The organism is Amycolatopsis sp. BJA-103, from assembly GCF_002849735.1.
Classification (GTDB): domain Bacteria; phylum Actinomycetota; class Actinomycetes; order Mycobacteriales; family Pseudonocardiaceae; genus Amycolatopsis.
The window spans coordinates 2,408,161-2,420,922 of record NZ_CP017780.1 but is presented as its reverse complement, the minus strand read 5'-3'; the positions used below and the strand labels follow the sequence as shown (position 1 = coordinate 2,420,922).

Sequence of the window (12,762 nt, the reverse complement as noted above, 5' to 3'; positions counted from 1 at the left end):
CGGAGGAAAAGGGGCCTTCGTCACCCGTCCGGACCGTGAACGGCGCTAGGCTTGCGTGAACGGATCCGGAGAGGGGTGCGCTGGCCGACCATGGCGGAGAAACTCGGCGAATACCGCCGTAAGCGCAAACCGGGACGGACTCCCGAACCCATTCCGGAACGCGACGGGGACGGCGGAACCCCGGCGGGGGCGAACGATCTCTTCGTCATCCAGGAACACCACGCGAGCAGCCTGCACTGGGACGTCCGGCTGGAACGGGACGGGGTGCTGGTCTCCTGGGCGGTGCCGAAAGGCCTGCCGATGTCACCGGATCTCGAACGCCTCGCCGTGCACACCGAAGACCACCCGATGGACTATCTCACCTTCGAAGGCGAGATTCCGGCCGGTGAATACGGCGGCGGCACCATGACGATCTGGGACACCGGCCGGTACGAAACGCTGCACTTCAACGACCACAAGGTCGAGATCGTCTTCCACGGGAAACGGGCGCGCGGGAAATACCTGTTCCTGAACGTGAAGAAGGACGGGAACGACCGCGGCTGGCTGCTCAAACGACTCGATCCGGCCGATCCCGGCCGCACGGAACTGCCTCCGTTCCTCGCTCCGATGCTGACCAAACCGGGGCGCCTTCCCTCGACCGGCGAAGACGCGGAATGGGCCTACGAATTCGACTGGTCGGGGCGCCGCACCCTGATCCGGGTGTCCGGCGGCCGGATCACCGCCTACGACGATTCGGGCGACGACGTCACCGGGCTGTACCCCGAGTTCCGCGGGCTGGGCGAGCAACTCGGTGCCGCCGATGCTTTTCTCGACGGGGAAATCGTCGTCTTCGACGGCGGGAAGCCGAGCCCGGACGGGCTCGGGCACCGCGCGCGGGCCACGAAGAGCTCCGCGAAACGGCTCGTCCCCCGGTTTCCGGCGTTCTACCTGGTGAACGACCTCCTGCATCTGGACGGCCGTTCCTGTGTCGAGTCGCCCTATGTCGAACGTCGAGAACTCCTCGATGGACTCGGTCTCGCCGGACCGCATTGGCAGGTCCCCCGGTACTACCGCGGCGACGGTGGCGCGGTCGCACGGGCCGCCCGCGAACACGGGCTCGCCGGCGTCATCGCGAAACGCGCCGACTCCGCGTACCACCCGGGAAGGCGGACCGGGGAATGGCTTTCCATCACCGGCGCCAGGGTCCAGCAGGTGGTACTGGGCGGCTGGCGGCCGGGTGGCGGCAGCCGGGCGGGCACGTTCAGTTCGCTGCTGCTCGGCGTCCCGCACGAGGATGGCTTGCGGTACATCGGGAACGTCGGTGTCGGCTTCGCGGGCGACGAGCTGGAGAAGCTGTCACAGCGGCTGTTCCGCTTGGAGCGCAAGACATCCCCGTTTCGCTCCGTACCGGAGAAACAGGCACGGGACGCGCATTGGTCGCGGCCGACCATCGTCGGCGAGGTCGTCTTCGGCGGCTGGACCGACGGGGGCTGCCTGCGCAATCCGCGCTGGCGTGGCCTGCTGCCGGACGTCGCCGCCGACGAGGTCGAACTCGACGGCTAGATATGGACGTCCTCGACGTCCCACCGGACGTCGAGGTCGGCTCCGACCCCGCTGACGTCCAGAATCCGCGACACCAAGGCGGTCTTCACGATCACCGAGAGCCGCCGCGACGCGGCATTGGCCTCTTCCAGCGCGTGCAATCCGGCGCAACTGAGGAAACCAACGCCGGAAAGGTCGAGGATCACGTGCTTTTCCGTGACGCAAGCACCGCTGAGTTCGACGCGGAACCGGCCGACGGTGGCCGCGTCGATCTCCCCCACCGCGGTGAGGATGACGACGCCGTCCTTGCGGCGGGTGGTGGTCACGGCCAGGGGCTGCGGTTCGCCGGGTACGCGCTGGCCAGGCAACATGGGGGCGCCTCTCTCCAGACCACCAAGTTCCCACTGACGGTACTCAGCGGCGGCGAGAGGTCAACCCTGGTACCTCATCGAAGCCAATTCGGGCGGGAACCTTTACGCACCGTTTGCCATTGTCCGGCGAAACGCCGGTGCGCGGCCTCGGCCGTCGCGACCGAACGACCATGCAGGAGGCCGTAAGTGAAAGCGTTTTCACTCTCGGCGTAGGCGCGGAGGCCGAGAAGCCGCAAGACCTCCCGGGTGACCACGACGTCGTGATGGATACCGAGAGTGGTTTGCACCGCCTTGACGTTCTTTCGCCATTTTCGAAGCTTCTTGCCTGTCACCGGCTGGACCGTCTCCGCGGCGTACCGGGCGCGCTTGGCCTTCTTGCGCACCTCGTGCAACGCGGCGTCCTGCTCCAGACCGGGCCGCAAGGCCGCCGCGACCGCGACCGCGTCACGCAGCTTCCGGTCCGAACGAGCGACCGCCTTGCGCAGCTCTTTCTTGCCGTCCTTGATCTTCTTGGGCTTGGCGACGAGCTTTTCCAGCGCCCGCAACAGATCCGTGTACCGCTTGCTGTCGAGCGCCCGGATGGCCCGGGCCTTGGCCTCTTCGGCCTCGCGCGAGAAGTGCCGCGTCATCAGCTGCCCGACGTTGCCGAGTACCAACTCGGACGGAAGCGCCTTGACTTCCTCGTGCAGCCGCTCCTCCATCACCTCGTTGTCCCTCGCCGGCCCGAGTTCGCCACCGAGCCACCGCAGCTCGGTGGCCAGCCCGTTCGCGACGTCGGCGTCGAGCGAACGCCGGAACGTCTTCAGCGCACTCCGCAGCCGCCTGGCGGCGACCCGCATCTGGTGCACCGAGTCCTCGACGTCCCGGCGAACCCCGATGTCGTTGCGGCGCAGCGCGTCCAGCTGCTCCGCGAAGTAGTCCGCCAGTACCGAACCGGACGCGCCCGCGGCCGACGGCACGAGCTCGTCCGTCAGCCGCCGGAGCTTCGACGGCCACCTCGACCGCTTCGCGCCCGCGTTCACGACGGCCCGATCCAGGCTGTCGAGCACGTCGGGATCGGTCCCGGGCGAAAGTTCGATCTCGATCTCTCGCCAGCGGTCTAGGTGCGCCTTCTCCCCGCCCGCCTCGCCGGTGACGACGTCATCGGTCAGCGTCGCGACCTCACGGCCCTCCGCGTCGAGGAGGGCGTACGAAGTCCGCTCGGTGCGCAGGTGCGCGGCCTGGACGAGTTTGGCGCCGAGAGTGCGCGCGCGGACCAGTCTCGCCAGCGCGCCGGGCACCTTGTCCGGCTTGCCCGACAGCGGGAGGCGGAGTTCCTCGCGCCTGTCCTCGCTGACCGGGAGCTTGAGATGCCAGCCCTCGTCGCTCCCGCCGAGCCTCCGCCGCAGCGTGATGCCCGCCTGCGCGAGCCGGAAGTCGGCGGTGTCGAAGTACGTGGCATCGAGGACGTCGATCCTCGGATCGGCCTGGTTCGTCACGGGACCGGCCGGGACCAGCGGCGGGATGGGCTTGTCGGCCGCCAGGTCGTACTTCCGCTCGATCTCCGCCTCGGCCACCGGGGCGCCGTCCTGCGTCTTCGTCACCACGAACTCCTCCTCTTCGGCTACCAGGAAGGATTACCCCGCGAAGAGGCGGCGGGAAACCCCGATCGGGTCATTCGTCCATCCGGTCGTACCGGTCCGCCCACTCGGCGAGCATTTGGCGCGACCTCTCCGCGGTCAGGGTATCGCTTTCCAGACGCGCGACGAGCGAATAGTACGCCTCGACCGCCACCCGGTCGTCGATGAACACTCCGGCCGCATAGGAATCCGTGTACACCACCGCCGGATGTTCCGTGAATTCCATGATGGTGAAGGAACTCTCGATTGTTCTGCTCACTTCGTTGCTTTCGGGGACGATACGAATGGAGCAATAGGGCAGGTTCGCCGACAGGACGAGGTGGAGCAGTTGCTCGTGCATGATCCGCGGCCCGCCGATGACCGACCGCAGCGCGCGCTCGTGGACGTAGAACCGGCACTGGGGCGGACGATCCCGCCGCAGCAGCTTCTGCCGCTCCATCCGGGCGTTCACGACCTGGTCCAGCTGGGCCTGGCCGCGGTTGCCGATCAGTTCGTAGGTGGTGCGGGCGTACTGTTCGGTCTGCAGCAGCCCGGGGAGCGTCAACGACTCGTAGCGCACCACCGTATGTGCGAGATTCTCTTGGATAGCCAGGGATTTCATCGGATCGACGAGTTCGTCGAAGTACGGTCGTACCCAGTACAGGTCGCTGCCCGGCTGCGTCAGTTCCAGCAGCAGGTCACGCTCGGGCTCCGCCTCGCCGCAGGTCGCGAGATACAGCGCCGCGTCCACCACGGACAGCTCGCGCAGCCCCTGTTCCCACCTCGTGACCTTGCTCTGCAACCAGCCGTTACGGCGGCTGACGTCGGCTCCGCTGAAGTGCCCGCGCTGCCTGAACGCCTTCATGCGGTGGCCCAGTTCCCGGGTCCGCGCCGTCGAATCCTTCTCAACCATGCGGGCCAAAGTAGGGCCGAACTCCGGCCGCGCAGTGATTGCCACGCGGTAATTCACCTCAACTGCTGATAACTTGCGCTCGCGCATTCCTGCGAAGCGCTGCTTCGCGAGCGAAGCAGCTTCGCTCGCGAAGGGTTCTTTAACTTTATAGCGGAAGAAAGTAATGGGGTCGAGTTATTCGGAAGTGGAAATGTTGCGGAGCCGGGCGAGGGCACCGCTCCGATCGGCGGTCCGTGACGCTCGCCGCGGCTCCGGTTGCCCCGGCACCAGAGGCGCGGCGCGTGAAGGACCCCTTCACGTACTTCCAGCGAGCACCACACGTCACCCGGCACGAGCTTCGAGGAGCGGCTCCGCGACGATGAAGGAATTGGGACGCTCAACGTCCCAATTCCTTCACGCTCGACCGCGCCGCCGCTGACACTGCACCTTCGCCCTGGTCACGCGCAGGTAGGCAAATACGGGTCCCAGAACCGCCCTCACCACTCACGAGACCCAGGTCACCCCTGACACCGCTTTGAAGCTTTTGTATCCCTGCCCCAGCCCACCTCGTTCAAAGCTTCAACCGGTGTATCAACGATACGCTTGAACCTCATGAGTCAAGACATCCGAGACTTCGTGACCCCCTCGTGCGACCTGCTCGGCCTGGGCGAACCGACGCACGCGACCCCGGTCTTCGCGGAGGTCCGCAACGAGCTGTTCGCCCAGCTGGTCGATCGCGGCTTTCGCTCGATCGCCCTCGAAACCGATCGTGTGGCCGCGCTCGTCGCGAACGACTTCGTCCGGGACGGCACCGGCACCCTCGACATCGCGATGAGCGAAGGCTTCACGCACACCTTCGGCGCCCTGGACGCGAACCGGCGGCTGATCGCGTGGATGCGCGAGTACAACGAGAATCGCCCGCCCGAAGAGCGCCTTTCGTTCCACGGCTTCGACACCCAGACCGAGAACACCTCCGCGCCCAGCCCTCGGCGCTATCTCGAATACGCCCGCGACTTCCTGGGCAGCGACGTGGACATCGCGGGCCCGGCCGGTGACGACGAACGCTGGGGCCGCACGGAGGCGGTCCTCGACGCGGCTTCCTCCGTCGGTGCCACGGCCGACGCCTACCGGCTCCGCGCGATCGCGGCCGAGTTGCACGCCGCGCTCCGATCCCGCAAGCCGGTCACGGAAGCGTGGGCGAGGGCGGAGATCCACCTCATGGCGGGCATCGATCTGCTGCGCTACCACCGGCAATGCGCCGAACCTCTCGAGCCGCAAGAACGCTACGCACCCCTGAGCGCCGTCAGGGACGCCATCATGGCGCGAAATCTGCTGGACATCCGGGCCGCCGAAGCCGATCGCGGCCGGACGCTGGTCTTCGCCCACAATCTCCACCTACGGCGCCAGCCGAGCACGATGCGGGTGGCCGGGACGGAGACCCACTGGTTCCCCGCGGGCGCGCTGGTGGCACCGCTGCTCGGCGATCGCTACGCCTTCGTCGCGACGAGCCTCGGCCGAAGCGATGCCATCGCGCTTCAGGAGCCCGAGGCCGATACCTACGAAGGGTTCCTGCAGAAGCACGTCACCACGGCCTGGGGTCTGCTCCCCGCCTCCGAGATCCCGCCCGCCCGCGTCCGGACCGATCCCGTTCCGCGGCAGGGCTACTTCCCGCTCGACCAAGCGATCCTCGACGACGCGGAGGCGATCCTGCACGTCGTCGCCTAGGCCGTGTCCTGTAAGTCTGTTCGATGGGCTTCGTGATCCAGGTGGTTCCTGACGGTGCGGGCGGATCGGCCTCGTACCGGGTCGTACTCGGCCGCATCCGCCCGTGCCGTCAGGGGCCGCCTGGGCGCGAAGACCGCGAACAAGACTTGCAGGACACGGCCTAGTCGAACCGGGTGACGCCTCCTGCCCTCGGAAGGCGTCACCCGGCCACGAGCACGCGCCGTCACCCCCAGTTCCACGATTCCGGGACGGCGCGAAGTCTCTCAACCGAGCAGGAGTCAACACGCCGTCCCCATAAGTTCGCCAAACGCCACCGCCCGCGATCCCACGCGGGACTAGCCCCGGCCCGCTCCGAATCCGATCTTCGTCAAAGCTTCACGAGCACGATCCCGCTGCCGTCCGTCACTGTCGACGGCGGAAAGGTCTTTGAGCGCGCGCAATTCCCACACCGGGAATCCCAGCTCCCGGAACAGCCCCGCCGCCGTGCGGAGCCCCTCGGCGGCTTCGGTCGCGACACCTTCGTCCGCGCGGAGACGCCCGAAGCTGAGCAAGGCGTATCCGCCGCCCCGGCGGTCACCGAGCTCGCGGAACGTGGTCATGGCGAGTCCCAGGTGCTCCGCGGCCCGGACGTGCTCGCCCGCAAGGCGCAGGGATTCGCCGAAACTCCGATGCGTGTACGCGGCGGCGTGCCGGTGCCCGACATGCTCGAACAGCTCCAGTGACCGCGATAGGCATCGTTCGCTCTCCTCCGGGTCTCCCGCTCTCGCGTGGAGATCGCCGAAGCTGCGAAGGACGTGCGCCTCCCAATGGCGTTCACGCGAACTCCGGGTGCCGATCAGAGCACTCGTCAGCAGTTCGCCTGCCTCGTCCACGCGGCCGTGCCGTCGCAGGACGTCGGCATACCGCTTGGCGGATCTGTCGTGCTGCTGCCCGTCCTCGCAATGGAGTGAAAGCAGCAGGCTCGCGTCGAAGCATTCCGTCGCCCGCCGGAAGTCGCCGAGGTCGTCCCAGAGCGAGCCGAACTGGGCCGACGCCATCGCCTGCCCGGCGAGGTCACCACAGTCCCGCAACAGGTCCAGCGCCTCCCGCAGCGCTTCGACCGCCGATCGGGTCCGGCCGGAGTCCGCGTCGACGTCGGCGAGTGCGACGAGCGCGGCACCGGTCCCCCGTTGATCGCCCGAGGAGCGGAATCGGCCCTCTGCCAACGCGAAACACGTCCTCGCCCGCGCCAGATCCCCCGAATCGGCATGAGAGTGGCCGAGCTTCAGCAGTTTCTCCGCCTCCGCCGGGAGATCGACGCGATCGCGGACGATGTCGAACCCGACAAGCGCGGGCGAACCGCCGTTCCTGGGACCGACGAGGTCGCTGTAGGCCTCGGCCAGCCGCGCGGTCAACTCGGTCCAGCCGTGGTTCTTCGCGGTTCGGACGGCGAGTGCGAGGTTCGCGGTTTCCGTCGCGCGCCAGCCGATCGGATCGGCGGCGACGCGGTCCGAAACCGCCGCCGGGACATCCGCCCGGCGAGCGGGCGGGTACTCGGCATCGAGCGCGGCGGAAGCGTGTTCGGCCAAGGCCGCCGTGACCGTCAGCGCGCGTTTGAGAGCACCGGGCGCCGGGGGTTCGCGGAGCGCGAGACGGACCAATCCGGGCAGCCGGTACCGGAGGAAGCCGGACCGATCCTGCTCGACGTGGAGCAGGTGATCGTCCACCAGTTCGTCGAGCAGTTCGGCCGCCTCGCGGGGTGAACAGCCCAGCAGGGCCGTCGCGAACCAGTCGGCGATGTCTGCGGCACCCGGGAAACCGAGGAGCCGCAACGAATTTCGCTGCCGCGGTGAAAGCTCGGCGAGGGCATCGGCGAGGACCGGGCGGACGGCGAGGTCACCGGCGGCCAGTTCGTTGAGCCGCAACCGCTCGTTCTCCAGTCGCGTCGCGAACTCCGCGATGCTCAGTCTCGGCCGTTGCAGCAGCTTCACACCGGCCGCCCGGACAGCCAGCGCGAGCCCGTCGCAGCAGGCCAGCACCCGGCGGACGGCGTCGGTTTCGGCGGACAGCCGGTCCTCCCCGGCGATCGCGCCGAGCAGGGTCAGCGAATCCGCGGCGGACAGCGGGCCGACCTCGACCGGTTTGGCGCCGACGAGCCCGGCCAGCCGTCGCCGCGTCGTGACGATCGTCGCGCAGCCGGGGCCGTTCGGCAGCAAGGGCCGCACCTCGGCCTCGGACCGGCAGTTCTCCAGGATCACCAACAGCCGCTTGTCCGCGGTATGGCTCCGCCACAACGAGATCAGCCCGTCCCGGTCGGCGGGGAGTTCCGATTCCGCGAAGCCGAGCGCGCGGAGGAATCCGGCGAGTACGTCGCCGGGTTCACGCAGGTCGGCGACGAGCTGACCGTCCGGGAACCGCTTGCGTACCCGCCAAGCGGCCTGGACGGCCAGCGCGCTCTTCCCCGTTCCCGCCGCGCCGTGCAGCACGACGGGCGCGGGACCTCTCAGCGCACGTCCCACCTCCGTCAGTTCCCCGGCCCTGCCGGTGAAATCCGGCGTCGCGGGCGGAAGACGGCACGGCGAGCCGCCGGCCGACCAGCCGGTTCCGGCGATGCGGCGGTGGACCTCGAGCAGGTCCTCCCCCGGTGAGATCCCGGCGTGTTCCCAAAGCGCGTGGCGGCATCGGTCGAGGACGGCCAGCGCGGAGTCCCGCCGCCCGAGCCCGTGGAGCGCCTCGGCCAGCCACCCGGCGAGGCGTTCGTCGCCCGGCCGGGCGGCCAGTTCGGGGCCCAGCCGGTCGGCGACCGCCTTGTGGTCACCGGCCGCGAGCTCCAGCTCGACCAGCTTGCCCAGTGCCGAAAACCGCTGGTCCTCGAGCCACAGGACGTGCGCCTCGACGAGCGGGCCCGCCGGGACGTCGGCGAACGCCCCGCCACGCCACAACCCCAGCGCCCGTTCGAGCAGTGCCCTGCGCTCGGCGCCGGTCGCCGTCGCGGCGGCCGCGGTCAGCGCGGAGAAGGCGGTGGCGTCGAGCTCCCCTTCCGACACCGCGAGCCGGTAGCCGCCCCTGCCGGACCACAGCCGCTGCCGGGCGTCGTCCACCGGCAAGCCGGGCGACAACGCCTTGCGGAGCTTGGAAACCGCCATCTGCACGACCGCGGCGGCGCTCGACGGCGGTCCCTCGGGCCAGAGTTCGTCCACGAGGGTGTCCCGGTGGACGAACTCGTCCGGCCTGGCCAAAAGCACCGCGAGCACCCGGCGGGGCTGCGCCGCCGACGGCAACGGGACCGAGGCCCGGAGCGGGCCGAGCACCTTGAACTCCACGAACCACCTTTCACCTGGACGGATGAGCAGAATCTAACCCGGCACCGCCCCAGGGTTACCGCTTCTCACCCGGATGGCCGTCCCCCTTACCCGCCGGTGTGAGCGAGCAGCCGGTCCCGCAACGCGGGCTCGTCGGCGAGTGCCTCGTTCACCGAGTGGTCCAGCAGCGGCTTGAGGTCTCCGTACGGCCGCTTCGACCAATCGAGCGGACCCTGCGGCGGCTTCGGGTCGTACTCGATGACGAACTGGATCGTCCGCGCGATCTCGGCGCCGACGAGCCGCTCGACCAGGTGCAGCGCGAGGTCGATCCCCGCCGACACCCCGGCGGCGGTGATCACGTTCCCGTCCTCGACCCAGCGCTCGGCGACGGGCTCCGCCCCGAACGCGCGCAGCAGTTCGCGGAACATCCAGTGCGTCGTGGCCCGGCGGCCCTTCAGCAGACCGGCCTGCCCCAGCAGGAGCGATCCCGTGCACACCGACGTCACGAGTTCCGCGTTCGCCCCGGCGTGCCGCAGGTACTCGATCAGCTGCTCGTCGGCGAGTGCCTTCAGCGTCGGTTCGGCGCCGCCGGGCACGAGCAGCGCGTACGGCGACGGGACCTCGTCGAAGGTGTGACTCGCCGCGAGCCTCAGCGGGTTGTCGGTGGTGATCGGCTCCTTCGTCGCGCCGACCACGACCGTCCGGTACTCCTGCGCCGTGCTCGCCATGCCGTCCAGCACGGTCAGCGGCCCGACCATGTCGAGCGGGGTCAGCCCCGGGTACACCACGAACGCGATGGTCTTCTTGTCCTCTGTCATGGGGACAACGGTGTCGCAGGTCTGCGGCCGCGGTGAGCCGGATGTCCGGATTCCTGCGAACTACGTCCGACGGCCGGGCGGTACTGCTAGCGTTCGATCATGCCGGGTTCACCCAGACGAGTGTTGATCGTCGGCTACAGCAATGCCGAGATGCTCGACATCGCCGGTCCGGCGGACGTGCTGGACGTCGCGTCCAAACTCGGCGGGAAACCCGGGTACGAGATCATGCTCGCCAGCGTCGACGGCCGCGGCATCCGTTGCGAGTCCGGGTTGACCTTGCAGGCGCAGCATCGGCTCGACCAGGTGACCGGCGAGCTGGACACGCTGATCGTCGCGGGCGGCACCGGGCACGAGACCGCCGCCGCGGACCCGAGGATCGTCTCCCACATCCGCAGGCTCGCGCAGCACAGCCGCCGCGTCGCCTCGGTGTGCACCGGCGCCACCGTGCTCGCCGCGTGCGGGCTGCTCAACGGGCGCCGCGCGACCACCCACTGGCGGTTCGCGAACCGGCTCGCGACGACCTACCCGCAGGTGAACGTGGACCCGGTGCCGCTGTACGTGCGCGACGGCAACGTCTACACGGCGGCGGGCGTCACCAGCGGTATCGACCTCACCCTCGCGTTCGTCGAGGAGGACCACGGCCCCAGCCTCGCCAGGGAGACCGCCCGCATGCTGGTCACCTACCTGCAGCGGCCGGGCAACCAGGCGCAGGTGAGCATGTTCCTGTCCGGTCCGCCGCCGGAGAACCGGCTGGTCCGCGACATCACCGCGTACGTCGCCGAACATCTCGCCGGCGATCTCGGCACCACCGTGCTCGCCGAACGGGCGGGCATCAGCACCCGGCAGCTGACCAGGCTGTTCGACGCGCACCTGAGCACCACGCCCAGCAGGTACGTCCGGGCGGCGAGGACCGAGAACGCGGCGAAACTGTTGTGCGGCACCGAACTCCCGCTGACCTCGATCGCGCGGCGATGCGGTTTCGGCTCGACCGAAACCCTTCGCCAGGCCTTCCTCGACCACTTCGACACACCGCCGTCCGCCTATCGCCGCGTCCATCTGAGGCAGTCCTTCGGCTAGGCCGAATGCGGGCCGCGATCGGGGCTGTGGAGGATGTGCGGGTGAACCGCCGCGACATCTCCGACGACGACACCGGCCCGATTCGCCGGGTTACGGACACTCCGTCCGATCGCTCGCCCGGAACGTCCCGTACGCCGCGCCGGACCCCGCCCGAGGGCACCAGGCGCGCGCGTCCCCCCGCTCAGCGGCCGCGGCAGGCCGAACCGGGCAGACGTCGCGCCGCCGAGCCCGAGCCGGAACCGAAGCCCGAGCCGAAACCGGCCGGTCACGGGCACTCGCACGGCCACGGACCGGCGGCGCCCGCGTCGCACCGTGTCCGGAAGCTGTTGATGTGGCTCCTGATCCCGCTCGCCGTCGCGACCGTCGCCGGGATGGTCCTGCTCTACCCGTGGGGCAAGGATCCGGCCAAAAGCGTGTTCCCCCAGGGAACTCCGGTGAACGCCACGATCTCCACGACGATCACCGGGCCGTGCCTCGCCGAAGGCCAGGTCCAGGTCGGCGAGCCGCCGCCGGACGCGAAACCGTGCCTCACCAGCGCACTGACGATGACCGACGGTCCCGCCGTCGGAAAGCCGCTGAAGCTGACCCTTCCGATCGAGCCGAGCACGCCGCGGTTCGCCGCGGGCGACAAGGTGGTGCTGTCCTACAACGGCGGCGACGTCGCGGACCCCGCGTCGTTCCAGATCGTCGACTTCCAGCGCGGGATGCCGCTACTGCTGCTCGCCGGGCTGTTCGCGCTCGCGGTGATCGTGCTGGGCCGCTGGCAGGGTCTCGCCGCGCTGATCGCGCTCGGGCTGAGCTTCCTGATCCTCGCGCTGTTCGTGCTGCCGTCGATCCTCGCCGGGGAGAGCCCGCTGCTGGTGGCGATCGCGGGCGCGGGCGCGATCATGTTCATCGCGCTGTACCTGACCCACGGGCTGTCCGCGAGAACCTCGGTGGCGGTACTGGGCACCTTGGTGAGCCTGGTCCTGATCGGCGTCCTTTCGGCGATCTTCTCGGCCGCGGCGTCGCTGACCGGGCTGGACGACAGCACCTCGCAGCTGATCGGCTCGCTCGGGCACGGGATCGACGCGCGAGGGCTGCTGCTGGCCGGTGTCGTGATCGGCGCGCTCGGTGTGCTGGACGACGTCACGGTGACGCAGACGAGCGCCGTATGGGAACTGCGGCGGGCGAACCCGTCGCTCGGCTGGCGTGAGCTCTACGGCGCGGGCCTGCGGATCGGGCGCGACCACGTCGGTTCGGCGGTCAACACCCTCGTGATGGCGTACGCGGGCGCGGCGTTGCCGGTGCTGCTGTACACGTCGCTTTCGGGTGTCGGCCTCGGTTCGATCCTCGGCGCGGAAGACATCGCGCAGGAGATCGTGCGGACGCTGGCCGGGAGCGTCGGCATCGTCGCGGCGGTGCCGGTCACGACGGTGCTGGCCGCGCTGATCGCCTCGCGGGAGCCTCAAGAGCCCCTTTCATGACACGCGGCGGGAC

At 69.3% G+C, this 12,762-nt stretch carries 9 protein-coding genes; 4 read left to right on the top strand and 5 right to left on the bottom strand.

The window, feature by feature from the left end:
- Window positions 1–75 precede the first annotated feature (75 nt).
- The gene (locus BKN51_RS10045) at window positions 76–1,542 is read left to right on the top strand and encodes a DNA polymerase ligase N-terminal domain-containing protein (protein WP_101607381.1); all 1,467 of its coding nucleotides are present in this window, start codon (window positions 76–78) and stop codon (window positions 1,540–1,542) included.
- On the opposite strand, the gene BKN51_RS10040 is transcribed toward BKN51_RS10045, so the two are convergent.
- The 3 genes from BKN51_RS10040 to BKN51_RS10030 form a co-directional block, all read right to left on the bottom strand.
- Entirely contained in the window at window positions 1,539–1,892 is a 354-nt protein-coding gene (locus BKN51_RS10040; protein WP_101607380.1) for an STAS domain-containing protein, read from the bottom strand. The two genes, BKN51_RS10045 and BKN51_RS10040, sit on opposite strands and share 4 nt — an antisense overlap.
- Window positions 1,893–1,966: 74 nt before the next feature.
- Entirely contained in the window at window positions 1,967–3,475 is a 1,509-nt protein-coding gene (locus BKN51_RS10035; protein ID WP_233224149.1) for a CYTH and CHAD domain-containing protein, read from the bottom strand.
- A 70-nt stretch (window positions 3,476–3,545) separates the two neighbouring features.
- Window positions 3,546–4,403, bottom strand: a complete 858-nt coding sequence (locus BKN51_RS10030) for a helix-turn-helix domain-containing protein (protein ID WP_101607378.1) — start codon at window positions 4,401–4,403, stop codon at window positions 3,546–3,548.
- Window positions 4,404–4,994: 591 nt separating this feature from the next.
- Here BKN51_RS10030 and BKN51_RS10025 point away from each other — a divergent pair.
- Window positions 4,995–6,107: an erythromycin esterase family protein gene (locus BKN51_RS10025; protein WP_101607377.1), complete on the top strand. Its 1,113-nt coding sequence runs from the start codon at window positions 4,995–4,997 to the stop codon at window positions 6,105–6,107.
- 335 nt (window positions 6,108–6,442) lie between these two features.
- Here the strand turns inward: BKN51_RS10025 and BKN51_RS10020 are convergent, their stop codons facing one another.
- Complete coding sequence (locus tag BKN51_RS10020; protein ID WP_101607376.1) at window positions 6,443–9,409, bottom strand: AfsR/SARP family transcriptional regulator; 2,967 nt, start codon at window positions 9,407–9,409, stop codon at window positions 6,443–6,445.
- Between the two features lie 86 nt (window positions 9,410–9,495).
- Window positions 9,496–10,206, bottom strand: coding sequence for a DJ-1/PfpI family protein (locus BKN51_RS10015; RefSeq protein WP_101607375.1), 711 nt, complete (start codon window positions 10,204–10,206; stop codon window positions 9,496–9,498).
- 99 nt (window positions 10,207–10,305) lie between these two features.
- On the opposite strand from BKN51_RS10015, the gene BKN51_RS10010 reads away from it, so the two are divergent.
- Both BKN51_RS10010 and BKN51_RS10005 read left to right on the top strand, forming a co-directional pair.
- A complete protein-coding gene (locus BKN51_RS10010; protein ID WP_101607374.1) occupies window positions 10,306–11,283 on the top strand; it encodes a GlxA family transcriptional regulator in 978 nt (325 codons plus the stop codon).
- 41 nt (window positions 11,284–11,324) lie between these two features.
- Window positions 11,325–12,749 carry a YibE/F family protein gene (locus tag BKN51_RS10005; protein ID WP_101607373.1) on the top strand — a complete coding sequence of 475 codons (1,425 nt, stop codon included), beginning with the start codon at window positions 11,325–11,327 and terminating at the stop codon, window positions 12,747–12,749.
- The last annotated feature ends 13 nt before the right edge of the window (window positions 12,750–12,762 follow it).